The organism is Dietzia papillomatosis NBRC 105045 (assembly GCF_001570845.1).
Taxonomy (GTDB): domain Bacteria; phylum Actinomycetota; class Actinomycetes; order Mycobacteriales; family Mycobacteriaceae; genus Dietzia; species Dietzia cinnamea.
Map to the genome: position 1 here is coordinate 32,498 of NZ_BCSL01000024.1, position 22,695 is coordinate 55,192.

Sequence of the window (22,695 nt, forward strand, 5' to 3'; positions counted from 1 at the left end):
TCGCTCATGGTGTGGATAACATTCATCCAGCAATCCGGCTGGTTAGTGGAAGCGGCGTCAGGCGCGCTGCGAGGAGATGGAGACGACCTCACCGGTGAGGTAGGTGGTGTAGTCGCTGGCGAGCATCGCGATGGTGGCGGCGACCTCCCACACGTCGGCGGCGCGGCCGAAGGCCTCCTTGGCGGCGAGTTCGTCGAGCAGCTCGGCCGAGGCGGACTTCTCGAGGAACTTGTGGCGCGCGATGGACGGGGCGATCGCGTTGATACGCACTCCGAAGTCCGCGCCCTCGATGGCCGAGCACCGCGTCAGGGCCATGACACCGGCCTTCGCGGCCGCGTAGTGGGCCTGGGCGCGCTGGGCGCGCCAGCCCAGGACGGAGGCGTTGTTGACGATCACACCGTTGTGCGGGGCGTCGCGGAAGTAGCGCAGCGCGGCGCGGGTGGCGCGGAATGTGCCGTTGAGCGTGATGTCGAGGACGCGGTCCCAATCCTCGTCGGTCATGTCGACCAGCTCGGTCTCGCCACCCAGTCCGGCGTTGTTGATGAGCACGTCAACGCGGCCGAGCTTCTCGGCGGCGCCGGAGATCAGCGCGTCGACATCGGAGGTGGACTGCACGTTGCAGGTGATCGCCTCGAACTGCTTCTCGGGGAACTCCGCGGCGAGCGCGTCGCGGGCCTCGTTCATGCGCCGCTCGTGGAAGTCGGAGACCAGGACGTCGGCGCCCTCGAGCGCGGCTCGACGGGCCGCGGAGAAGCCGATGCCGGTGCCGGCGGCGGCCGTCACGATGACCTTCTTGCCCTTGAGCAGCCCGTGGCCCGGGGTCTCCTCGGGGACCGCTGCGAGGGGGGACTTGTGTTGGGTCATGACGGCCTGGCCTCTCGGGGTAGTCCGAGCACGCGCTCGGAGATGATGTTGCGCTGGATCTCGTTGGATCCGCCGTAGATGGTGTCGGAGCGGGTGAACAGGAAGAGTCGCTGCCACTGGGCGAGCTCGAGGTTCTCCGGGTCGCGGAGGTCGTTGGGGACGCCCTCGGAGGTATGGGTGGGCCCGGTGAGCGACTCGGCGCCCTGGACCTCCATCGCGAGTTCTCCCAGGTCGCGGTGCCAGTTGGCCCAGAGCAGCTTGGCCGCGGAGGCGTTGCCGCCGGAGGAGTCGCGCTCGGCGAGCGTGCGCAGCGCGTGGGCGCGGATCACCTTGAGGCCGATCCACGCGCGGGTGATGCGCTCGCGCACGGCGGGCACCTCGGCGCTGCCGTTGGCGCGCGCCATGGCGGTGATCTGCTCGAGTTCGCGGGCGAAGCCGACCTGCTGGCCGAGCGTGGACACGCCACGCTCGAACTCGAGCAGGGTCATGGCCACCTTCCAGCCCTCGCCGCGCTCCCCCACGATCATCTCCGCATCGGTGACGGCGTCGTCGAAGAAGACCTCGTTGAACTCGGAGGTCCCGGTGAGCTGCTGGATCGGCCGGATCTCCACGCCGGGCTGGTCGAGCGGGACGAGCAGGAAGCTCAGGCCCTTGTGGCGGCTCGTCCCCTCCTCGGTACGGGCCACGACGAACGCCCACTGGCTCAGGTGGGCGAGCGAGGTCCACACTTTCTGACCGTGCAGGTGCCACTTGCCGTCCTCGCCCAGCCGGGCGGTGGTGGCGACGTTGGCCAGGTCGGATCCTGCGCCCGGTTCCGAATAGCCCTGCGCCCACAGTTCGGTGACGTCGATGATCCGCGGCAGGAAGCGGTCCTTCTGCTCCTGCGTGCCGTGGGCGATGAGCGTGGGGCCCAGCAGGGTCTCGCCGAGGTGGGACACGCGCGCGGGGGCGTCGGCCTTGGCGTACTCCTCGTGGAAGCGAACCTGCTGGCTCAGCGACGCGCCGCGTCCGCCGTGCTCGACGGGCCAGCCGACGCACGTCCAGCCGGCGGCCGCCATGTGCCGTTCCCACGCCAGGCGCTGGGGAAAGAACTCGTGTTCGCTCCCCGGCCCGCCGACGCCCTTGATCTCGGCGAACTCGCCCACGAGGTTGGCGTCCAGCCAGTCGCGGAACTCCGCGGCGAATTCGTCGTCGGTCATCTCCGCCGCGGGCGTGCCCTTCTCGGATGCCGTGCTCTCGGTCATGCCCACACACTACCAAGCACTTGCTTGGTTCGCCGGAACCGCCCTCTCCCCGGGGCGACGTGGAGTTGGATATCGCCATGACCTCCCCCACTCCCCTCACCGGCAGAGTCGCGTTCATCACGGGCGCCGCCCGGGCCCAGGGCAGGGCCCACGCCGTCCGGCTCGCCTCGGAGGGCGCCGACGTCGTCGTCTCCGACGTCTGCGCGCCGGTCTCCGACGCCGCGACGTACCCCGCACCCACGCCGGACGACCTCGCCGAGACGGTCCGCCTGGTCGAGGAGACCGGCCGCCGCGCGATCTCGGCGGTCCTCGACATCCGGGACCTCGCCGCGCTACAGGACCTGGTCTCCCGCACGATCGACACCTTCGGGCGGCTGGACATCCTGGTCGCCAACGCGGCCGTGCTCAGCTGGGGCCGGCTGTGGGAGATGCCGGAGGACGACTGGGACACGGTCATCGGCGTCAACCTCAGCGGGACGTGGCGGACGATCCGTGCGGCCGTCCCGGCGATGATCGAGGCGGGCAACGGGGGCTCGATCATCGTCGTCAGCTCGTCCGCGGGGCTCAAGGCCACGCCGGGCAACGGGCACTACTCGGCCTCCAAGGCGGGGCTGGTGGCACTGACGAACGCCCTCGCGCTCGAGGTGGGCGAGTACGGCATCCGCGTGAACTCGATCCACCCCTACTCGGTCGACACCCCGATGATCGACCCCGAGGCGATGGGCGAGCTCTTCGGCCGATTCCCCTCGTTCCTCCACAGCTTCTCGCCGATGCCGCTGAAGAACGCGCGGAGAGACGGCGCGAGCACCCTCTCCGACTTCATGCCGCCCGAGGAGGTCTCCGAGGTGGTCTCGTATCTCGCCGGCGACGGTTCGCGGTCGGTCTCCGGCGTCCAACTCACTGTCGACCGCGGGGCCCTGAAGTACTAGCGCCCGGCTCCCGCGGTCCGTGCCGGGCATCCGTACCAAGCACTTGCTTGGTAGGGTTGCCCGCGCCACACCCGCAGCCCCACCGAGGAGTCCGCGATGACCACCACCGTCGAGACCACGCCAGTCGAGACCTCTCCTGTTGAGAGCACTCCCGCCGCCCTGCGCCGGGCCGCCGAGACGTGGCCGGAGCGTGAGGCGATCGCCGACGTCCAGCCCGGCCAGCACACCCGGTGGACGTGGTCGCAGCTGCTCGACGAGGTGCGCCGTTTCGCCGCGGGGCTCGTCGCGCGCGGGGTCGAGCCGGGCGCCCGGGTCGTCATCTGGGCGCCGAACACGCGGCACTGGGTGGTCGCGTCGCTGGGCGTCCAGTTCGCGGGCGCGACGATGGTCCCGGCCAACACCCGCTACACCGGTAGCGAGACGCTCGAGATCGTCCAGCGCACCAACGCGGTCGCGGCTGTCGTCGCGGGGGCGTTCCTCGGCTCCGAGCGGATCGTCGACCTCGTCGACGCAGCCCGAACCACCGGGGCGGCAGAGGGCCCGCTCGCCGGCGCGACCACCCTGCGGACGATCGTCCGCATCCCTCTCGACGCCGGCGATACGGTCCGCGCGGGCGCGGGCGCCGCCGGGGGCGTCGACGTCCTCGACTTCGACGACCTCCGCGCGCTGGCCACCGACGACCTGCTCGCCCGGGCGGACGCCCGCGCGGACGCGGTGACGGGCGACGACGTCGCCGACATCCTGTTCACCTCAGGCACCACCGGTAAGAGCAAGGGTGTCGTGGCCCTGCACCGCCAGACCGTCGCGGGCTCGCGCGCGTGGGGCTCAAACAACGGGCTGACGGACCGGGACGGCTACCTCATCGCCAACCCGTTCTTCCACAGCTTCGGCTACAAGGCGGGCTTCCTGGCGTGCGTCCTGTTCGGGGTGACCATCGTCCCGCTGTCGGTCTACTCGACCACCGAGACCATGCGGCTGATCCGAGACGAGAAGATCACGATCCTCACCGGTGCGCCGACGATCTTCCAGACCCTGCTCGACGACCCGGCCCGCGGCGACTACGACCTGTCGTCGCTCCGCGTGGCGGTGACCGGCGCGTCGGTCGTGCCGGTGGCGCTCATCGAGCGGATGCAGTCCGACCTGGGCCTGGAGACGGTTATCACCGCGTACGGACAGACCGAGACGATGGGCTTCATCACCACCACCCGGACCGGCGACGACGATGTCACGGTCTCCACCACGTGTGGCCGCGCCTACCCCGGCATGGAGATCCGCATCGGCGAGCACGGCGAGATCCTGACCCGCGGCGAGATGGTCATGCAGGGCTACCTCGACGACCCGGAGAACACCGCCAAGACCATCGACCCGGACGGGTGGCTGCACACCGGCGACGTGGGCGAGATCGACGCCGACGGCAACCTGCGCATCACCGACCGGCTCAAGGACATGTACATCAATGGCGGCTTCAACGTCTATCCGGCGGAGATCGAGCAGACCCTCGCCCGCCTGGACGGCGTGGTGGAGTCGGCCGTGATCGGCGTGCCGGACGACCGGATGGGCGAGGTCGGCAAGGCGTTCATCGTCCGTCGCGAGGGCTCGACCCTCACCGAGCAGGACGTGCTGGACTTCTGTAGAGAGCACCTTGCCAACTTCAAGCGGCCGCGGACGGTGGAGTTCGTCGAGTCACTCCCGCGAAACGCGTCGGGCAAGGTCCTCAAGACCGAGCTGCGATGAGCGCCCCGGTGGGCCGGCGCGGCGCCGTGGTGGTCACCGGGGCGTCGGGCGGGATCGGCGCGGCCGTCGCCCGCCGCCTGGCCGCCGAGTTCCCTGACGCGCCGGTGGTGCTCGGGTACCGCTCGACCGAACCGGCCGACCTGGCCGCCGAGCTGGCGGACGGGTCGCCGCGGGCCGTGGAGTGCGTCCGCCTCGCCCCTGGTGGTGGGACGAGCGGCGGCGGGACGAGCGACGACGGTGACGACGACGAGGTCGCCGCCGCCATCGACGGGATCGCCTCCCGGCACGGCGGGATCCGCGTGCTCGCCCATTGCGCCGGTCCGCACGTGCCCATGGTGCATCTGTCGCGGATCGCGCCGGCCGAGTTCCGCCGGCAGCTCGACGAGGACGCCGGGGCGTTCTTCGCCCTCGCGCATTCCGCGCTTCCGCACCTGCGCGCGGTGGGGGGCAACGTCGTCGTCGTCACCACCGCCGCCACCACCCGCTACCCCGTGCGCGACGGCCTGTCCGCGGCTCCCAAGGGCGCGGTCGAACAGCTCGTGCGCGGGCTCGCCGCCGAGGAGGGGCGCTTCGGGGTGCGGGTGAACTGCGTGGGCCCGGGGATGCTCACCGACGGCATGGCGTCCCGGCTCATCGCCTCGGGTGACCTCGACGAGCGGGCACTGGAGGTCACGCGCGCCAACATCCCGCTGCGCCGGTTCGGCACGGCCGACGACATCGCCGAGGCGGTGGCGTTCCTGGCCTCGGACCGCGCGGGGTTCATCTCGGGCCAGAAGCTCGACGTGGACGGTGGATACGGCGTCTGAACGACGGCGGCTACGGCGCGGGACGCCGGTCCGGTACAGTACCAACCAAGCACTTGCTAGGTAAGGAGAGTTGCAGGTCATGACCGATGCACCCATCCCTCCGGTCCTCGGGGTCGACGACCTCGGGCCGGACACGCAGCCGGTGGCCTACGAGGTCTCCGACGGCACCGCGTACGTCACGCTCAACCGCCCCGATTTCCGCAACGCGCAGAACTCGGTGATGACGTACTCCCTGGACAACGCGTTCATCAAGGCCGTGGGGGACGACTCGGTCAAGGTGATCGTTCTGCGCGCGGCCGGCATGCACTTCTCGGCCGGTCACGACATCGGCACGCCCGAGCGTGACCACCACGTCGAGTACGCCAACCGCGCCGCGATCTGGTGGGACCACACCACCCGCGGCGGCGGCGACCGGCGCCTGGCGCGTGAGACCGAGGTCTACGTCCAGATGTGCCGCCGCTGGCGGGAGATCCCCAAGCCGATGATCGCCCAGGTGCACGGCGCCTGCATCGCCGGCGGGCTCATGCTCGCGTGGGTCTGCGACTTCATCGTGGCCGCCGACGACGCGTTCTTCTCCGACCCCGTCGTGAAGATGGGCATCCCGGGCGTCGAGTATTTCGCTCACGCGTTCGTGCTCGGCCCGCGCCGCGCGAAGGAGATCCTCTACACCGGTCGCAGGTTCGGCGCGGCCGAGGCGCTCGAGTGGGGGATGCTCAACCACGTCGTGCCCCGCGACGAGCTGCAGGCCAAGGTCGACTCGATCTCGGAGGAGATCAAGACCATGCCGGCGTTCGGGCTGACGCTCGCCAAGAAGGTCATCAACTCGAACGAGGACCAGATGGGTCTGCAGACCTCGCTGGACACGGCGTTCGGCTGGCACATGTTCGCCCACTCGGCCAACGCCGAGCCCGACGACACCGACTCGTTCTCCGCCTCGCTGGGTGGGATGGACGCCCGCTCGATGCGCGACAGCGCCAACACCGGTTCGACCGGTGAACCCGCGCCGTCCGGCGAGAAGAAGGAAGGCTGACACCGTGGATCTGGATCTGGACGCCTCGACGCAGGAGTTCCGCCTCGAGGTCCGGCAGTGGCTGGCCGGGAACGTGCCGTCCGAGCCGCTGCCGCACATGGACACCCGCGAGGGCTTCGAGGCCCACCGCGAGTGGGAGCGGACGATGGCCGACGCCCGCATGTCGGTCGTCTCGTGGCCCGAGGAGTTCGGCGGACGCGACTGCGGCCTGGTCAACTGGGTCGTCTTCGAGGAGGAGTACTTCCGCGCCGGCGCGCCGCTGCGCGTGAGCCAGAACGGCATCTTCCTGCTGGCCCCCACCCTGTTCGACCACGCCTCCCCCGAGCAGCTCGCGCACATCATGCCGCGCATGGCCCGCGCCGACGACATCTGGGCGCAGGCGTGGTCAGAGCCCGAAGCCGGCTCCGACCTGGCCTCGCTGCGCTCGACCGCGAAGAAGGTCGACGGCGGCTGGATCCTCAACGGCCAGAAGGTGTGGTCGACCCGTGCCTCCTTCGCCGACAAGGGCTTCGGACTGTTCCGCACCGACCCGGACGAGCCCCGCCACAAGGGCCTGACGTACTTCATGTTCGACCTGCGCGCCGAGGGCGTCACCGTGCGCCCCATCGACCAATTGGACGGACTGCCCGGGTTCGCCGAACTGTTCCTCGAGGACGTCTTCGTGCCCGACGACCCGGCGAACCCCGCCGAGTCGGGCGTGATCGGCGAGGTCAACCAGGGCTGGAAGGTGGCCATGTCCACCGCCAACAACGAGCGCGGCCTGTCCCTACGCTCCCCCGGCCGCTTCCTGGCCACCACGGACCGGCTGCTGGAGCTGTGGTCCGACGCCGAGACCGAGCTGGACGAGCGCACCCGCGGCGCCCTGGCGGACCGCGTGGTGGACGCGTGGATCGGCTCCCGCGCCTATGAGCTGAGCACGTGGAACACCGTCACCAAGCTCACGGGCGGTGCCAACCTCGGCTTCGAGTCCTCGATCAACAAGGTCTTCTGGTCGAACTGGGACATCGCGACCCACGAGACCGCCCTGGACGTCCTGGACACCACCGGCGAGCTCGCCGGCGAGCAGTGGATGGACGGCTACCTGTTCGCTCTCGCCGGCCCCATCTACGCGGGCACCAACGAGGTCCAGAAGAACATCATCGCCGAGCGACTCCTCGGCCTCCCGCGCGGCTGAGAAGGCGGTTTCACACATCATGCAGTTCGCACCCGATCCCGAGATCATCGACTTCGCCGGCAGCATCGACTCACTGCTGGCCAAGTCGGACATGCCCGCGGTGATCCGCTCGTGGGCCGCCGGTGACACCGCCCCCGGCGCGGCTGTGTGGGGCCGCGTCGCCGAGACGGGCGCCGCCGCACTGCTCATCGACGAGGCCGCCGGCGGCGCCGGGGCCACCGCGGTCGAGGCCGTGGCCGCGCTCGAGATCCTGGGCCGCCACGCGGTGCCGGGTCCCGTCGTGGAGACCGTCATGGTGGCGCCGCGCATCGCCGCCGCCCTCGGCGGCGACTCCGACGCGGGGGACGTCGCCGGTGAGATCGCCGGCGGTGCGCTGGCCTCCGTCGCCGCGCCCGGGGTGTCGCCGTTCGCGCCGGACCCCCACGTCGCGCAGTACCTGTGGGCGGTGTCCGACGACGAGGTGTTCACGGCCGAGGCCGGCGAGACCCGTCGCTCGGTCGACCGGGCCCGCACGGTGGCCGCGCCGACCGCCGGGGCCCGCGCGGCGGCGGTGAGCACGACGGACCTCATCAACCACGGGGCCCTCGGCACCGCGGCCCAGCTCCAGGGGCTCGGCCAGGCCATGCTCACGATGAGCGTCGACTACGCCAAGCAGCGCAAGCAGTACGGCAAGCTCATCGGCGAGTACCAGGCGCTCAAGCACCAGCTCGCCGAGGTGGCGATCGCGCTCGAGATGGCCCGCCCGCTGCTGTGGGCCGGCGCGCTGGCGATCGCCGAGAACCCCGGCGACCCCGACGCCGCGGTCCGCGACGTCTCCGCCGCCCGCGTGGCCGTGGCCGACGCCGCCTACCTGTCCGCGCGCACCGCTCTGCAGGTCCACGGCGCGATCGGCTACACGCTCGAGCACGACCTCGGCCTGTGGCTGACAAAGACCCGCGCCCTGCAGACCGCGTGGGGCACGCAGAGCTACCACCGCGGCAGGGTCCTGGGCTCGCTGCGCGCCGGCTCCGCGACCACCGACGCCGCGGGGGCGGCCCGATGAGCGCCCCCGCCTCCCCGGCGACCGCATCCCCCGGCGTCGACACCGAGGAGCAGGCCGCGCTGCGGCAGTCGGTCGCCGCGCTGCTCGAGAAGAAGTCCGACTCCGCGGCGGTCCGCGCGGCGTTCGCCTCCGCCAAGGGGTACGACCCCGCCCTCTGGTCGACGCTGGTCGACCAGATCGGCGCCGCCGCCCTGTCCGTCCCCGAGGACTTCGACGGGGCCGGGGCGACCTGGGTCGAGACGCACCTCGTGTGCGAGGAGCTGGGCCGCCGGCTCACGCCGTCGCCGATGCTCGGCTCCGCGGTCCTCGCCGCCCAGGCCGTCCTGGCCTCCGGCGACGAGGCCGCGTGCGCGCGCCTGCTCCCCGGCATCGCCGCCGGCGAACTCGCCGCGCTGTGCTGGGCCGACCGTGGCGGCTGGGCGACCCCGGGCGTCCGCGCGGACGGTGGCCCCGAGGCTGCGAGTGCGACGCTGTCCGGCACCGCCCACCACGTGCTCGGCGCCGACACCACCGCGACGCTGCTGGTCGTGGCCGTCGCGGGCGACACCGTGGGGCTGTTCGAGCTGCCCGCCGACGCCGACGGGGTCACCATCACCCGCGTACCGGTCATGGACCCCACCCGCACCCTGTCACGCGTGGAGTTCGACGGCGCCAGCGCGACCGCGATCGCGACCCGGCCGAGCTTCCTGTCGCGCCTGCGCGCGGCGGCGTGGGCGGCGATCTCCGCCGAGCAGGTCGGCGCCGCGCGCGCCGTGCTGGACTCGACCGTGCGGTACACGCAGGAGCGCAAGCAGTTCGGCCGGGTCATCGGCTCGTTCCAGGCGCTCAAGCACCGCATGGCCGACATGTACGTCAAAGTCGAGACCGCCCGCTCGCTGTCCTACTCCGCCGCCGCGCTGGTGGCGCAGTTCCAGGCCCTCGGCGACGGACCCGACGCCGACGAGGCCGCCTTCGCCGCGGAGATCGAGGCGGCCGCCGCCAAGGTCTACTGCTCGGAGGCACTGCAGTGGATCTCCGGGGAGTCGATCCAGCTCCACGGTGGCGTCGGCATCACCTGGGAGTACGACGCGCACCTGTACTTCAAGCGGGCGCACGGCACGGCGCAGCTGCTCGGGCAGCCCCACGAGCTCCTCTCCGCGCTCGAGGTGGCGGCGGGCATGTAGGCGGGGCCTCTAGAATCGGCCGCATGACCCCCTTCCCCGCGCATGGACGGACCAATGACCAGCGGTCGGCCGAGGACCTCGCGGCCCAGGCCGGACGCCTGCTCACCGACCTCCGGGTCTCCAGGGTGGCGCCCGAAGATCTGGGCGAGTTCGCCGAGGGCGAGGCCCGGTCCGTCATCCTCGACCGCCTCGCGGTCGCGCGGCCCGATGACCTCGTGTACGGCGAGTGGAACCCCGACTCCCGCGCCCGGCTGGAGGCCGACCGGGTGTGGTTCGTCGACCCCCTCGACGGGGTGCGCTCCTACGTGACCGAGGGGCGCCCCGACTGGGCCGTGCACGTCGCGCTGTGGGAGTCCGGCCCCGATGGCGTCGGCGGGATCACCGCCTGCGCGATCGCCATGCCCGCCTACGGCAGGGTCCTCACCGGACGCGGCGCCACCACGTACCAGCCGATGTCGATCATCCGCGGCCCCCGGCCCGGGCCTCTCGTGCCGCCCCGCGATGACGACCGTCTGCGCATCGCCGTCTCCGAGGCCGAGCCGCCCGCGTTCGCCGAGGATCTCGCCGCCAAACTCGACGCGTCTCTTGTGCACCTCGGGTCCGGCGGCGGCAAGACCGCCACCGTGCTCGAGGGCGAGTGCGACGCGTACATCCACACCAGCGGTCACCACCAGTGGGACTCCGCCGCGACCGTCGGAGTGGTGCAGCAGCGCGGCCTTCACGCCAGCGCCCTGGACGGCAGCGAACTGGTCTACAACGTCGAGCAGATCGAGTACCCCGATCTGCTCGTCTGCACCCGCGAAGTCGCCGACCGCGTCATCGAGGCGGTCGCCGAGTACCTCTGAGCGTCAGGCGTCGAGGCCGCGGTAGCCGGCGAAGCGCTCGGCGATCCGCTCTTCGCTGAGGCCGTAGTCGGCCAGGGTGTAGCGGTGAGCAGGCGCCCGGCCCCCGGAGAGGCTGCGCTCGTTCTCCGCGACCACGGCCGCGCGCACGTCCTCCGACAGTTCCGTGCCCGCCGCGGCGTATACACGCTCGACCACGCCGGCGGGGTCGTCCAGCAACTCGTGGTGGTCGACGTCGACGAACGTCGCCCGCGACGCCGGGTCCGCCTCATGGCGGGCACGCGCGGCGTCGAACGTCTCGACCCCCCGTGCCCACAGGTCCAGCTGCGAGGAGCCGATGTACTCCGGGGTGAAGCGCGTGGACCAGTCGGCGGCCGTCCGGTGCGCGAGCGAGCACATCGACGCCATCGACTTCCGCGGGTCGCGGTGCGTCTGCACCACCACCGCGTCGGGGTACACCTCGAGCAGCGCGTCGAGCGCGAACAGGTGACTGGGGTTCTTGAGCACCCAGCGCCGGTCGGGGTCGTCTCCCCCGATGAGCTGCAGGTTGCGCTCGTGCCGGCGGTACGCGGGCACCCAGTCGACGCCGGTCAGCCACTGCGAGTAGCCGTCGAGCCGCGCCAGGCATTCGTACGACACCGAGGTCAGCGACTGCCGCAGCAGCTGCCAGCACTCCTCGAGGTCGTCGGCGGAGAGGTAGTGCACACCACCGTAGTCGGGGTTCTCGGCCATGAATCCGGAGTACAGGTCGCGCAGGCCGACGTAGGCGGGGTCGTCCTCCCACGTCTCGCGCGGGGGCCGTGGCTGCGGGACCTCGGTCAACCACAGCTCGAGCCCCTGGTTGGCCGGGTCGGCTCCCAGGAGCCGGTGCAACGCCGTGGTGCCGGTGCGGGGCAACCCGGTGACGACGACGGGCCGCTCGATCGCCACCTCCGCTCCCGCGGGGTCGGACGCGAGGGCCGACGTCGACAGGAGCCTCGCGGTCAGCGCTCCCTTGAGCACGGAGCGCCAGTACTTGCTCCCGGCTGGGGTCAGCCCCGCGTCCGAGTGCAGGGAGTCGAGCAGAACGCCCAGAGCCTCCCGGTGGCGGTCCTCGCCGTCGCCGAAGTCCTCGAGACCCACGGTGCGCGAGGCGCTGGCGTGCAGGTCCTCGACCGTGCCGACGTTCACCCGGTCTTCATCGCTCACGACAGTCCCCGATCTCACGACAATCCGCGCCGGGCGAAGGCGTCCTGACGCGCGGCGATCCGCTCGCGCCACTGCTCCCCGGTCACCCTCAGCTCGTCGTGGCACGGGACCTCGTCCGGCACCCGGTCGAACGGCACGACCTTCACCGTCGGGCCGAGCTCCGGGCCGATGGGCCCGTCGGTCCGCTGCCACCGGAACTGCATGATGCCCTCGCGGCGGCCGAGCGTCTCGACCCAGTTGGCCAGCCCGGGATCGCGCTCGGACACCACAAGGTGGATGAGCCCGTCGGAGGTGACCTGCGCCTGGTCCGCGGTGAGACTCGTCTGTTGGTGCACGTATTCCAGCGAGGCGTACCACATACTGCCCAGCTGGAAGCCCTGGTAGGGCACGCCGGCATCGGGCACCGAGATGACGATCGCCTCGTCCGGGCCGAGCTCGAAGATCCCGGCGGACGAGAACTGGGTGGTGAGCCCCCCCGGGGTCTGCCGGGGCACGTTGAGAGTATTGCGCGGCTGCTCGCCGAAGAACCAACCGGGGAAGGCCAGCCACGTCCGCAGCCGCCCGACGAGCGCCTCGGCGAGCTTGGCGTAGAACTTCTCCTGCCCCGCGAGCGAGACGGGTTCCGGCGCGGTGCCGACCGTGTCGAGTCTGCGGATGATCGCCGACCCGGCCTCCTCACGGCTCCAGTCGGAGTACACCTCGCGGACCGCGATCATGGACGATCCCGGGTGGAGCACCACGTAGCCGGCGTCGCCCTCGTCGTCGTCGTACCTCGCCGGTCCCAATCGGAAGCGATACCGGCCGTCGGCGTCGATCTCCAAGGCACGGTCGTCGAACGCCGCGTGCGACGCGGCGCGCTCGTCGGCCGAATACGTCCCGGCCATGACCTGGAACGACAGGTCCGCCGTGGTGCCACGGCGGCCTTCGATGGCGTACTCCGCGCCGTCGGCGAGGTTGGCGTAGTAGTACAGCGTGTCCGGGTTATCCAGTCCCATCTTGGTGTACGGCCCCGTCGCCTCGAACAGCTGCGGGTGCGTGCGTCCGCGGTGCTGGCCCGTTTCTATCGCCCCGCGGATCGTCCCGAGCAGGTACTCGAGTCCCTCGGCCACGTCCTCGTCGGTGCGCACGTGCGGCGCCGACCTGATGACCTCCTCCGCCTCCGCCAGCGCCTTCGCCAGCGGCCCGGTCACCCCGCTCACAGCCAGGTGTAACTGTCGGCAGAGGTGATGAAGTTGGCCAACTCCTCCTGCTCGGGCGTCGGATCCACGACGTCTTCCTCGATGCTGAGGTAGGCGCCGCGGTAGAACAGCAGCGGGCGGATGTCCCGCTTGGTCGGGCCGAGGTTGTCGACCCGACCAAGCACGATCCAGTGGTCCCCGCCGTCGAGGACCTGGTCGATCTCGCAGTCCAACCACGCCATGACGCCCTTGATCACCGGCGAACCGAGTGGGCTCGGTCCCCAGTCGATCTCGGCGAACTTGTCGTCCCCGCGGCGGCCGAACGTCGAGGAGACGTCCTCCTGGTCCTCGGAGAGAATGTTCACCGCGAACCGGCCCGCCTTCTCGATGCCCTTCCACGACCCCGACGTCTTCATCGGGCAGAACAGCACGAGCGGCGGTTCGAGCGACAACGCCGAGAACGACTGGCAGGCGAAGCCCACCGGCTTGTCGTCCTCGACCGCGGTGATGACGGTGATGCCCGTGCAGAACTGGCCCAGCGCGTCGCGCAGTTCACGGCTGCTGAAGGACTGCCCCTCCGGGCGTTCGTCGGTGCTGCTCATGGGGGTCGGTCCTTCCTGGACTCAAGATCGTCGGGACGGGCGCGGCGGCAGCCGGGCCCCGCGGGGGTACGGGGCCCAGCCTAGGGAACTACTTGCGGCCGACGGAGAAGTCGTGACCCCACAGGCTCACGGCCGTGGACTCACGGGCGACCCACTTCTCGTCGTCCTCCACCTGCTGGCCCTCGCACCCGTACTCGCAGTCGAAGCCGCCGGGCGTCTTCATGTAGAAGCTCAGCATCTTGTCGTTGACGTGCCGACCGAGCGAGGCCGACAGCCGGACCTTCTTGCGCATGGCCCGGTCGAGCGCCAGCCCGACATCGTCCGCCGTGCCGACCTCCACCATGAGGTGGATGATGCCGGTCGGGTTGGGGAACGGCGTGAACGCGAGCGAGTGGTGCCGCGGGTTGCACCCGAGGAACCGCAGCCACGCCGGCTCGCCGTCGGCCGGGCGGCCGACGATCTCCGGCGGCAGGCTCATCGAGTCGCGCAGGGAGAACCCCAGCACGTCCCGGTAGAACTCGAGCGCGGCGGCCTCGTCCGGCGTGGACAGCACGATGTGGCCCGCGCCCTGGTCGCCGGTCACGAACTCGTGGCCGTAGGGCGTCGGGATGCGGCGGTGCTGCAGCGCGATGGTGTGGTAGATCTCCAGCGTGAACCCGGCCGGGTCCTGGCAGGTGATCAGCCCCCGCACCTTGCGGTCACGCTTGACCTCGGCCGGCGCGTCCTCCCACGGCACGCCAGCCGCGTCGAGGCGCCGCTTGACGTCCTCGAACTCGCCCTCGTTGGCGCACTCCCAGCCCATGGCGGAGAGCTTGTCCTCCTCGCCGGGGACGATGATCCACCGGTGGGGGTGGTCGTCCATGCGGAAGTAGAGGGCGTCGGGGTCCTCCCCCGAGCCCACGACGAAGCCCAGCACCTTGGTGCCGTACTCCCGCCAGGCGTCCATGTCCGTGGCGAAGACCCGGACGTACCCGAAATTGCTGATCGCCATATTTGCCAGTCCTCTCGATCCGCCGACGACGGATCAGACCATCGAGTCGGTGACCTTCTCGCCGAACTCGTTCTGTCCATACATGATGAACGCCTTCGTCGCCTCGTTGGCGGCGTGGACCCTACCCGCGTTGGCGTCGCGCCAGAACCGCTGGATCGGCGAGCTCACCTCGAGCGCGCGGGCACCGGAGTTCTGGAACAGCAGACCGATCGCGTCGATCGCGCGCTGCGTGGCGCGGACCTGGTCGCGACGGGCACGCGTGCGGATGTCCATGCCCGGGAAGTCCCCGGCCTTGATGAGGTCCTGCTCCTCGCGCACGTTGCGCATGAGCTGCAGCCACGCGGCGTCGATGTCGCCGGCGGCCTCCGCCAGGCGGACCTTGGCGAACGGGTCGTCCTTGGCCTTGGTCCCGAACGCGGCGCGGACGCGGTCCTGCTGGTGCGAGCGGTGCACGTCGTAGCAGCCGAACGCCATGCCGACGATGGGCGTGGAGATGGTGGTGGGGTGGATGGTGCCCCACGGCATCTTGTAGATCGGGTTGGTGTTGACCTCGAGCCCCGGCGCCTTGGTGGCGGCCATGAGGCCGAAGGACAGGACACGGTGCTCCGGGATCAGCGCGTCCTTGACCACGATGTCGTTGGACCCGGTGCCCTTGAGGCCGACGACGTGCCACACGTCGACGATCTCGTACTGCGACTTCTCGACCAGGAAGGTGCAGAAGTCCACCATCTTGTCGTTCTCGTCGAGGACCGGACCGCCCACGAAGACCCAGTCGGCGTGGTCGCTACCCGAGGACCAGGACCACTTGCCGTTGAGCACCAGCCCGTCGGCGGTCTTCTTGGCCGCGCCCATCGGGGCGTACGACGACGAGATCCGCACGGTCGGGTCCTCGCCCCAGACGTCCTCCTGCGCCTGCTGGGGGAACAGCGCGAGGTGCCAGTTGTGGATGCCGAGGATGCTCGCGCACCAGCCCGTGGACGGGCACGCGGTCGCGATCGTCATGGCGGCGGTGTAGAAGGTCTCCATGTCCGCCTCGTACCCGCCCCACTGGGCCGGCTGGCAGAGCTTGAAGAAGCCGGCCTCGTCGAGCTCCGCGATGTTCTGCGGGTGGACCTTGCGCAGGTCCTCAGTCTCCTGCGCGCGCTCGGCGAAGCCGGGCAGCAGGGCCTTGATGCGGTCGATGACCTCGTGGGAGGCGTACTCGCTCATGTGTACCTCTCTGGCAGTGCGTGGGGGTGATGCGGTCTAGACTAGAACACGTTACAGTTTCGCACCAGGCAGCCCCTCCCGGAAGAAAGACCCTGGCACCCCGGGCCAGCGCTAACGCTCCCTGGTTGTGGCCCGCCACCTCATTCTATAACCTGTTCTCATACGGCTCGCGCCCCTCAGGAGGATCATCATGACCGCACCCGGTTCGGCCCCCGGAGCCGTCCGCGAAATCGACACCGGCGAGGTCCGGGATCGTTACGCGCGCGGATGGCACTGCATCGGCACCGTCAAGGAGTTCACCGACGGCAAGCCCCACTCCATCCAGGCCTTCGGCACCAAGCTCGTGGTGTGGGCGAACGACGAGGGCGAGATCAACGTGCTCGACGCCTACTGCCGCCACCTGGGCGGGGACCTGTCCGACGGCTCCATCAAGGACGGCAACATCGCCTGCCCGTTCCACGACTGGCGCTGGGGTGGCGACGGCAAGTGCAAGGGCATCCCGTACGCCAAGCGCGTGCCCCTGCGCGCCAAGACCCGCTCGTGGATCACCAACGTCCAGTCCGGCCAGGTCTTCGTGTGGCACGACCACGAGGGCAAGCCGCCGCAGCCCGAGGACGCCATCCCCGCGATCCCCGAGTACGAGACCGGCGAGTGGACCGACTGGCAGTGGAACCGCCTCGTCATCGAGGGCTCCAACTGCATGGAGATCGTCGACAACGTAGTCGACATGGCGCACTTCTACTACATCCACTACGCCTTCCCGACGTACTTCAAGAACGTCTTCGAGGGCCAGAAGGCCACCCAGTACCTCAACACCAAGGGCCGTCCCGATCACGACCCGTCCGGTGGCAAGTACGGGGACACGCTGCTGGAGTCCGAGGCCTCCTACTTCGGCCCGGCCTACATGATCAACCCGCTCAAGCAGATGTACGGCGGGTTCGAGACCGAGGCCATCCTCATCAACTGCCACTACCCGATCGACCAGAACTCGTTCGTGCTCATGTACGGGCTCTCGGTCAAGAAGCCCCAGGGCTTCGACGACGCCACCTCCGAGAAGATGGCCGCCAAGATCGCGACCTTCTTCGGCGAGGGCTTCCTCCAGGACGTCCGCATCTGGCAGCGCAAGTCCCAGATCGCCAACCCCCTCCTCTGCGAGGAGGACGGTCCCGTCTACCAGCTCCGCCGCTGGTACGAGCAGTTCTACGTGGACCGCGACAAGGTGACGCCCGAGATGACCGAGCGCTTCGAGTTCGAGGTCGACACCACCGCCGCCAACCAGTACTGGGAGAAGGAGGTCGCCGAGAACATGCGCAAGCAGGAGGCCGGAGAGGCCGAGATCTCCGACGAGCAGACCCAGTACACCGGCATGGCCGAGGTCGCCGGCGAGGCCAACGCCACCCGGTCGCAGCACTGATGTTCAAGAAGAACGACTCGCGGCGCGCGCCGACCTGGGACGACACCGACCCGGCGCGCGCCGCGCGACTCCACTCGTACACCGACCTCGACCGCGAGACGTACACCCGCGCGGGCTTCCAGCCCGTCGAGTGTCGTAGCTGCGGGACGTGCGTCTCGGTTCGCAAGAACAGCGAAAAGCACACGTCCATCCAGTGGACCGAGGGCAGCGACCGCAAGTGCCCCGTGCTCACCGACTGGCGCGCGGGTGGCGAACGGCCCGAGGGCGAGGACACCTGCCCCCGGATGCTCGCGAGCATCCGCTACGCCTACGCGGAGGGTCTGTTGACCATCTCCGAGGGCGTGGACCCGGCCGACGACGAACACATGGTCAACCCGCTGTTCGTACCCGAGTAACACCCTGACGGCAGGCGACTTCCACTGAGTGAGAAACGCTCGGAGGAGGTCGCCGCCGTCTGCCATAGTGCCCTGCGACCACCCGTCCCCGCGTATCAAAGCGATAGGCTCCGCATCCATGACCGACACCCCACAGCTCGGCTCCTTCGTCCGCGAACTCACGATCGCGGACGTGATCGAGGAGACCGCCGACGCCAAGTCGATCGTCTTCGACATCCCCGCCGGCTGCGAGGACGACTTCAGGTACACCCCGGGGCAGTTCCTCACCTTGCGCATCCCGAGCGAGCAGACCGGCTCGGTCGCGCGCTGCTACTCCCTGTCGAGCTCCCCCACCGAGGACGCCCGGCTCAAGGTGACCGTCAAGCGCACGATCGACGGCTACGGTTCCAACTGGCTGTGTGACAACGCCGAGGCCGGCATGAGCATGCACGTGCTCGCGCCGTCCGGCATCTTCACCCCCAAGAACCTCGACCAGGACTTCATCCTCCTGTCCGCCGGGTCGGGCGTCACCCCGGTCATGTCGATCCTCAAGTCCGCGCTCGCGCAGGGCACCGGCCACATCGTCATGGTGTACGCGAACCGTGACGAGAAGTCGGTCATCTTCAAGGACGAGCTACAGGACCTGCAGCGCAACAACCCCGACCGCCTCACGGTCGTCCACTGGCTCGAGTCCGTCTCCGGCATCCCCACCGCCGAGATGATCGGCAACCTCCTCCAGCCGGTCGCCGCCAAGCGCCACTCCTACATCTGTGGCCCCGCGCCGTTCATGGAGACCGTCAAGAACGGCCTGCGCCGCTCCGGCGCCGACATGCACCTCATCCACACCGAGGTGTTCTCCTCCATCGAGGGCGACCCGTTCGCGGAGATCGTCATCGACGACTCCCCCGGCGAGGACGGGGCCGGCCCGGCCACCGCGATCGTCGAGCTCGACGACGAGGTGCACGAGGTGCCCTGGCCACGTCAGACCCCCCTCCTCGACGTCCTGCTCTCCAAGGGCATCAAGGCGCCGTTCTCCTGCCGCAAGGGCGAGTGCTCCGCGTGCGCCTGCATCCTCAAGTCCGGAGAGGTCGAGATGATCCACAACGGGATCCTCGACCCCGAGGAGGTCGAGGAGGGTTACGTCCTGAGCTGTCAGCTCCTGCCCAAGACCGACCGCGTCGAGGTTTCCTACTCCGAGTAAGTCCACGGTGACAGACTGGGGAGCGTGAACTCCCCGCTCGTCGCCTTCACCTCGAAGTACGGTTCCACGCGCCGCTACGCCGTCGCCCTAGCGGAGCAGCTCAGCACGCCCGCCGTCGAACTGTCGACGCTGACCACCGCCCACGACGCCGACCCCTTGATCGTGCTCGCACCTGTCAACGCGACCCGCATCCTCGGGCGACGTCGGATCATCCGGGCGATCCGCTCCGCTCCCGGGCGCGCAGCCCTCGTCGTCGTCGGACTCTCCCCCGCCGACGACCCCGGGCGCGGTGACCTGGCCGCCCTGCGCCGCGAACTCCGCAGGACGCCCGAGGCTCCCGCCGCGCAGCTGCTACTGCACTCCCGCCGCCTCCAACTGGTCGACGCGGCGACCCTCGAGCCGGTCGTGACCTGGGCACTCGGCGGGGTCAGGGTCGACCCGTGACAGCCACGACGCCCCGCCCCGCCCCGGGTGCGCGACTGCGGCGGGCGGGGTGAGGATCAGGCGTTCGCCAGTTCCTTCTGGATCTCCAACGCGATGTCGATGAGCTGGTCCTCCTGACCGCCGACCAGACGACGCTCGCCGGCGCGGAGCAGGATCTCCGACGCGGGCACGTTGTAGCGCTGCGCGTGCCCCTCGGCGTGCTTGAGGAACGACGAGTAGCAGCCCGCGTAGCCGAGCATCATGGCCTGGCGGTCGACGACGCACTCGGTGGGCATGAGCGGACGGACGACGTCCTCGGCCGCGTCGGCGATCTTGAAGAAGTCGATGCCGGTGCGGATGTCGAGCTTGTCGCAGCACCCGACGAGCGCCTCGACAGGCGTGTTGCCCGCGCCCGCGCCGAAGCGGCGGGTTGAACCGTCGATCTGTTGCGCACCCGCGCGGATGGCCATGATCGAGTTGCCCACGCCGATGTCGAGATTCTCGTGGCCGTGGAAGCCCACCTGGGCGTCGTCACCGAGCTCCGCGACGAGCGCGGAGACACGGTCGGAGACCTGGTCCATTACCAGCGCGCCGGCCGAGTCGACGATGTAGACGCACTGGCAGCCGGCGTCGGTCATGATGCGCGCCTGCTTGGCGAGCGCCTCCGGCGGCTGGGTGTGGCTCATCATGAGGAAGCCGACGGTCTCCAGACCGAGCTCGCGTGCGTAGCCGAAGTGCTGGATCGAGACGTCGGCCTCGGTGCAGTGGGTGGCGACGCGGCAGATGGAGCCGCCGTTGTCGCGCGCGGCGAGAATGTCGTCCTTGATACCCAGGCCGGGCAGCGTGAGGAACGCGATCTTGGCCTGTTTGGCGGTCTCTGCCGCGGCCTTGATGAGATCCTGGTCGTAGGACTTGGCGAAGCCGTAGTTGAACGACGCGCCGCCGAGCCCGTCACCGTGGGTGACCTCGATGACGGGGACTCCCGCGCCGTCGAGGGCGCCGACGACGTTGCGGACGTCCTCGACCGAGAACTGGTGCCGCTTGTGGTGGGAGCCGTCCCGCAGCGACGAGTCGGTGATGCGGATGTCGAGCTCGGAGCTGTACGCCCGTGCGTCGGCGTTGTGGGGGTTGGTCTTGCCCATGTCTGTCACACTCCGAGCTTGCTCTTGGCGATCTCTTCGCCGACCTTCGCGGCGGCGGCGGTCATGATGTCGAGGTTGCCGGCGTAGGGCGGCAGGAAATCCCCCGCGCCTTCGACCTCGGCGAAGATCGCCACGCGGGCCATGCCGCCGGTGATCTCGGTGGGCGGGTCGAACTGCGGCTCCTGGAGCAGCCGGTAGCCCGGCACGTATTCCTGGATCTCCTTCTCGCGCTTGCGGATGGCGGTGGTGATGAGGTCGTGGTCGGCGTCCTCAGGGATCGAGCAGAAGATCGTGTCGCGCATGATCATGGGCGGCTCGGCCGGGTTGAGGATGATGATCGCCTTGCCCTGCTTGGCGCCGCCGACCTTCTCGATGGCCAGCTTGGTGGTCTGCGTGAACTCGTCGATGTTGGCGCGGGTGCCGGGGCCAGCGGACGCACTGGACACCGAGGCGACGATCTCCGCGTAGTCGACGGGGACGACCGAGGAGACGGCGTGGACCATCGGGATGGTGGCCTGGCCGCCGCACGTGACCATGTTGGTGTTGGGCGCGCCGAGGTGCTCGCGGAGGTTGGCGGGTGGGATCACCATGGGACCGACGGCCGCGGGCGTCAGGTCGATGGCGACGATGCCGGCGGCCTCGTACTTGGGCGCGTAGTCCTTGTGCACGTATGCGCTGGTGGCCTCGAAGAGGAGGTCGGGCTTCTCGCCGCCGGCCTCGATGGAGGCGAGCAGTTCGTCAGCGCCGCCGGCCATGCAGACGAGGCCGTGTTCGGCGGCGCGCTTCATACCCTCGGATTCGGCGTCGATGCCGATCATCCATTTGGGCTCGATGTACTCACTGCGCTCGAGCTTGTACATCAGGTCGGTGCCGATGTTGCCGGACCCCACGATCGCTGCTGTGAGCTTGGCCTTCTCTGTCATGAGAGCAGTGTCGCGCGCGGGGAACGCACGCCACAAACAGCTGTGCCACTCAACGGCACAACGACCTGGTCCGGTGGCGCTCGCTAGGCGGGTCGCCCGCGGGACCGCTCCGTCCCCGGCGGGTTGGTGATGTACCCGTCCGCGGAGATCAGCCGGTCGGCGTAGTCCTCCCACGCCCGTTCCCGAATACCGTCGCGGGCGCGGGCCAACGGGCCCCGTGGTCTGGTGCGGTGCCGGTGACCGGTCTCTGTGAGGATGATCAGCTCACCGAGCGGGCCGGGACGGTAGGCGTTGGTACCGAACGTCTTCTCGCGGTGGTGCTTGCGGCAGAGGCACACGAGGTTCCATTCGAGGGTCGGGCCACCGAGTTCCGGATCGCGCTTGTTGAACGCGATCACATGATCCACGTCGCAGTCCTTCGCCGGCACCGAACACCCCGGGTGCCGGCACGTACCGTCCCGGAGGCGGATCCGCTCCGCCATGGCCGGGCTGATCAGGTATCGCAGTGCGTGGTCCGGCGAGTCGACGGCGCCGGGCGCGGGGTCGATCAGCTCGAAGCGCACGCTGGCGTCGTCGCCCTCCAGGAGCTGCTGGCAGAGCCAGTTGTAGCTGCTGTACGCGCCGTGGACGAACTCGACCCGGTTGGGGAGCCCCTGCGCGGCCGAGGCGATCACGCTGATCCGGATCGCCTGCCCGGCGTTCGCGGCGTTACCGAGCGACGGCCGCGGCAGGTCCGCGCCCGCTCGGACATCGCCTAGCTCGATCGCTTCTTCGCCCGCGGCTTCACCGCTGACCGCGTCACCGCCACTCGCGCAGCTCGAATCGCCGTTGTTCGGGTACACAGCCAGCGACGCGAGGGCGTCTGCGCGAAGCTGGTCCAGCGTCCCGGGAACGCCGTCCGCCGACGCGGCGCGGGCCTCGGCCTCGATGCGCCCGCGCAGCAACTCAGCCTCCGCCGGGGGCAGTTTCGCCACGAGGTCGGCCATACCGTTGCGGCCGGTCCGAAACCGCACCATGCGGGTAGCGAGAGCCTCGGCCTCCGCCTCCTCCGCCCCTGCGGGGTCGAACCGGCCGACGAGCTCGTCGATCCGCGAGTCCACCTCGGTGCGGCTCGGCCGGTCCCCGCCCCCCAGGTCTCCGGTGAGCCCGGCTATCAACTCGTCTTCCACGTCGGAGAGGATCGAGTCGGGCACTGCAGCCAACTTGCAGGCGATATCGATGG

The 22,695-nt window shown here is 70.0% G+C and carries 22 protein-coding genes; 12 read left to right on the forward strand and 10 right to left on the reverse strand.

The features are described 5' to 3' along the window. Window positions 1–57: 57 nt before the first annotated feature. Both DPA01S_RS09995 and DPA01S_RS10000 read right to left on the reverse strand, forming a co-directional pair. A complete protein-coding gene (locus DPA01S_RS09995; protein WP_061915959.1) occupies window positions 58–864 on the reverse strand; it encodes an SDR family oxidoreductase in 807 nt (268 codons plus the stop codon). Continuing rightward, window positions 861–2,108, reverse strand: coding sequence for an acyl-CoA dehydrogenase family protein (locus tag DPA01S_RS10000; RefSeq protein WP_174705773.1), 1,248 nt, complete (start codon window positions 2,106–2,108; stop codon window positions 861–863). The genes DPA01S_RS09995 and DPA01S_RS10000 overlap by 4 nt, the downstream gene beginning before the upstream one ends. Before the next feature lie 77 nt (window positions 2,109–2,185). On the opposite strand from DPA01S_RS10000, the gene DPA01S_RS10005 reads away from it, so the two are divergent. The 8 genes from DPA01S_RS10005 (at window position 2,186) to DPA01S_RS10040 (ending at window position 10,831) form a co-directional block, all read left to right on the forward strand. Continuing rightward, the gene (locus tag DPA01S_RS10005; RefSeq protein WP_061915962.1) at window positions 2,186–3,037 is read left to right on the forward strand and encodes a mycofactocin-coupled SDR family oxidoreductase; all 852 of its coding nucleotides are present in this window, start codon (window positions 2,186–2,188) and stop codon (window positions 3,035–3,037) included. A 96-nt stretch (window positions 3,038–3,133) separates the two neighbouring features. Continuing rightward, a complete protein-coding gene (locus tag DPA01S_RS10010; protein WP_061915965.1) occupies window positions 3,134–4,771 on the forward strand; it encodes a FadD3 family acyl-CoA ligase in 1,638 nt (545 codons plus the stop codon). Continuing rightward, window positions 4,768–5,577 (forward strand): SDR family NAD(P)-dependent oxidoreductase, encoded by an 810-nt coding sequence (locus DPA01S_RS10015; protein ID WP_061915969.1) that lies wholly within the window; start codon window positions 4,768–4,770, stop codon window positions 5,575–5,577. Before DPA01S_RS10010 ends, DPA01S_RS10015 begins: the two co-directional genes overlap by 4 nt. Window positions 5,578–5,656: 79 nt before the next feature. Then, entirely contained in the window at window positions 5,657–6,607 is a 951-nt protein-coding gene (locus tag DPA01S_RS10020; RefSeq protein WP_061915973.1) for an enoyl-CoA hydratase, read from the forward strand. 4 nt (window positions 6,608–6,611) lie between these two features. Continuing rightward, window positions 6,612–7,781 (forward strand): acyl-CoA dehydrogenase family protein, encoded by a 1,170-nt coding sequence (locus tag DPA01S_RS10025; RefSeq protein WP_061915976.1) that lies wholly within the window; start codon window positions 6,612–6,614, stop codon window positions 7,779–7,781. A gap of 19 nt (window positions 7,782–7,800) precedes the next feature. Then, on the forward strand, window positions 7,801–8,823 hold the full coding sequence (locus DPA01S_RS10030; RefSeq protein WP_061915979.1) for an acyl-CoA dehydrogenase family protein: 1,023 nt from the start codon (window positions 7,801–7,803) through the stop codon (window positions 8,821–8,823). Continuing rightward, complete coding sequence (locus DPA01S_RS10035) at window positions 8,820–9,986, forward strand: acyl-CoA dehydrogenase family protein (RefSeq protein WP_061915983.1); 1,167 nt, start codon at window positions 8,820–8,822, stop codon at window positions 9,984–9,986. The genes DPA01S_RS10030 and DPA01S_RS10035 overlap by 4 nt, the downstream gene beginning before the upstream one ends. 23 nt (window positions 9,987–10,009) lie before the next feature. Further along, entirely contained in the window at window positions 10,010–10,831 is an 822-nt protein-coding gene (locus tag DPA01S_RS10040) for an inositol monophosphatase family protein (RefSeq protein ID WP_061915986.1), read from the forward strand. A gap of 3 nt (window positions 10,832–10,834) precedes the next feature. On the opposite strand, the gene DPA01S_RS10045 is transcribed toward DPA01S_RS10040, so the two are convergent. From DPA01S_RS10045 to hsaA, 5 genes are all read right to left on the reverse strand, one after another. After that, complete coding sequence (locus tag DPA01S_RS10045; RefSeq protein ID WP_061915989.1) at window positions 10,835–12,016, reverse strand: sulfotransferase family protein; 1,182 nt, start codon at window positions 12,014–12,016, stop codon at window positions 10,835–10,837. Window positions 12,017–12,030: 14 nt separating this feature from the next. Then, entirely contained in the window at window positions 12,031–13,215 is a 1,185-nt protein-coding gene (locus DPA01S_RS10050; RefSeq protein ID WP_084374748.1) for a hypothetical protein, read from the reverse strand. Then, window positions 13,212–13,796 carry a 3-hydroxy-9,10-secoandrosta-1,3,5(10)-triene-9,17-dione monooxygenase reductase subunit gene (gene hsaB / locus DPA01S_RS10055; protein WP_061915997.1) on the reverse strand — a complete coding sequence of 195 codons (585 nt, stop codon included), beginning with the start codon at window positions 13,794–13,796 and terminating at the stop codon, window positions 13,212–13,214. The genes DPA01S_RS10050 and hsaB overlap by 4 nt, the downstream gene beginning before the upstream one ends. Before the next feature lie 88 nt (window positions 13,797–13,884). After that, complete coding sequence (gene hsaC, locus DPA01S_RS10060; RefSeq protein ID WP_061916000.1) at window positions 13,885–14,787, reverse strand: iron-dependent extradiol dioxygenase HsaC; 903 nt, start codon at window positions 14,785–14,787, stop codon at window positions 13,885–13,887. Window positions 14,788–14,820: 33 nt separating this feature from the next. Further along, entirely contained in the window at window positions 14,821–15,996 is a 1,176-nt protein-coding gene (hsaA, locus tag DPA01S_RS10065) for a 3-hydroxy-9,10-secoandrosta-1,3,5(10)-triene-9,17-dione monooxygenase oxygenase subunit (protein WP_061916004.1), read from the reverse strand. Between the two features lie 190 nt (window positions 15,997–16,186). Between hsaA and DPA01S_RS10070 the strand changes: the two genes are divergently transcribed. From DPA01S_RS10070 to DPA01S_RS10085, 4 genes are all read left to right on the forward strand, one after another. Beyond that, a complete protein-coding gene (locus DPA01S_RS10070; RefSeq protein ID WP_061916007.1) occupies window positions 16,187–17,410 on the forward strand; it encodes a 3-ketosteroid-9-alpha-monooxygenase, oxygenase component in 1,224 nt (407 codons plus the stop codon). Next, the gene (locus DPA01S_RS10075) at window positions 17,410–17,805 is read left to right on the forward strand and encodes a hypothetical protein (protein ID WP_007627940.1); all 396 of its coding nucleotides are present in this window, start codon (window positions 17,410–17,412) and stop codon (window positions 17,803–17,805) included. Before DPA01S_RS10070 ends, DPA01S_RS10075 begins: the two co-directional genes overlap by 1 nt. A gap of 118 nt (window positions 17,806–17,923) precedes the next feature. Beyond that, window positions 17,924–18,985, forward strand: a complete 1,062-nt coding sequence (locus DPA01S_RS10080; RefSeq protein ID WP_061916010.1) for a ferredoxin--NADP reductase — start codon at window positions 17,924–17,926, stop codon at window positions 18,983–18,985. Between the two features lie 24 nt (window positions 18,986–19,009). Continuing rightward, complete coding sequence (locus DPA01S_RS10085; RefSeq protein ID WP_061227426.1) at window positions 19,010–19,429, forward strand: NADPH-dependent FMN reductase family protein; 420 nt, start codon at window positions 19,010–19,012, stop codon at window positions 19,427–19,429. Window positions 19,430–19,485: 56 nt separating this feature from the next. Here DPA01S_RS10085 and dmpG read toward each other — a convergent pair whose 3' ends face one another. The 3 genes from dmpG to DPA01S_RS10100 all read right to left on the reverse strand — a co-directional run. Next, a complete protein-coding gene (gene dmpG, locus DPA01S_RS10090) occupies window positions 19,486–20,550 on the reverse strand; it encodes a 4-hydroxy-2-oxovalerate aldolase (RefSeq protein WP_061916013.1) in 1,065 nt (354 codons plus the stop codon). A 5-nt stretch (window positions 20,551–20,555) separates the two neighbouring features. Then, a complete protein-coding gene (locus tag DPA01S_RS10095; protein WP_061916017.1) occupies window positions 20,556–21,473 on the reverse strand; it encodes an acetaldehyde dehydrogenase (acetylating) in 918 nt (305 codons plus the stop codon). Window positions 21,474–21,556: 83 nt separating this feature from the next. Further along, a partial coding sequence (locus DPA01S_RS10100) for an HNH endonuclease signature motif containing protein (protein WP_061916020.1) occupies window positions 21,557–22,695 on the reverse strand: 1,139 nt, incomplete at its 5' end.

What these genes read in the sequence shown, in the direction of transcription:
- DPA01S_RS10080 (WP_061916010.1), top strand. Translation starts at nt 17,924, where the DNA reads ATGACCGACACCCCACAGCTCGGCTCCTTCGTCCGCGAACTCACGATC.
- DPA01S_RS09995 (WP_061915959.1), bottom strand. Translation starts at nt 864, where the DNA reads ATGACCCAACACAAGTCCCCCCTCGCAGCGGTCCCCGAGGAGACCCCG.
- DPA01S_RS10010 (WP_061915965.1), top strand. Translation starts at nt 3,134, where the DNA reads ATGACCACCACCGTCGAGACCACGCCAGTCGAGACCTCTCCTGTTGAG.
- dmpG (WP_061916013.1), bottom strand. Translation starts at nt 20,550, where the DNA reads ATGGGCAAGACCAACCCCCACAACGCCGACGCACGGGCGTACAGCTCC.
- hsaB (WP_061915997.1), bottom strand. Translation starts at nt 13,796, where the DNA reads ATGAGCAGCACCGACGAACGCCCGGAGGGGCAGTCCTTCAGCAGCCGT.
- DPA01S_RS10040 (WP_061915986.1), top strand. Translation starts at nt 10,010, where the DNA reads ATGACCCCCTTCCCCGCGCATGGACGGACCAATGACCAGCGGTCGGCC.
- hsaA (WP_061916004.1), bottom strand. Translation starts at nt 15,996, where the DNA reads ATGAGCGAGTACGCCTCCCACGAGGTCATCGACCGCATCAAGGCCCTG.
- DPA01S_RS10015 (WP_061915969.1), top strand. Translation starts at nt 4,768, where the DNA reads ATGAGCGCCCCGGTGGGCCGGCGCGGCGCCGTGGTGGTCACCGGGGCG.
- DPA01S_RS10000 (WP_174705773.1), bottom strand. Translation starts at nt 2,108, where the DNA reads ATGACCGAGAGCACGGCATCCGAGAAGGGCACGCCCGCGGCGGAGATG.
- DPA01S_RS10030 (WP_061915979.1), top strand. Translation starts at nt 7,801, where the DNA reads ATGCAGTTCGCACCCGATCCCGAGATCATCGACTTCGCCGGCAGCATC.
- DPA01S_RS10005 (WP_061915962.1), top strand. Translation starts at nt 2,186, where the DNA reads ATGACCTCCCCCACTCCCCTCACCGGCAGAGTCGCGTTCATCACGGGC.
- DPA01S_RS10075 (WP_007627940.1), top strand. Translation starts at nt 17,410, where the DNA reads ATGTTCAAGAAGAACGACTCGCGGCGCGCGCCGACCTGGGACGACACC.
- DPA01S_RS10035 (WP_061915983.1), top strand. Translation starts at nt 8,820, where the DNA reads ATGAGCGCCCCCGCCTCCCCGGCGACCGCATCCCCCGGCGTCGACACC.
- DPA01S_RS10095 (WP_061916017.1), bottom strand. Translation starts at nt 21,473, where the DNA reads ATGACAGAGAAGGCCAAGCTCACAGCAGCGATCGTGGGGTCCGGCAAC.
- DPA01S_RS10020 (WP_061915973.1), top strand. Translation starts at nt 5,657, where the DNA reads ATGACCGATGCACCCATCCCTCCGGTCCTCGGGGTCGACGACCTCGGG.
- DPA01S_RS10070 (WP_061916007.1), top strand. Translation starts at nt 16,187, where the DNA reads ATGACCGCACCCGGTTCGGCCCCCGGAGCCGTCCGCGAAATCGACACC.
- hsaC (WP_061916000.1), bottom strand. Translation starts at nt 14,787, where the DNA reads ATGGCGATCAGCAATTTCGGGTACGTCCGGGTCTTCGCCACGGACATG.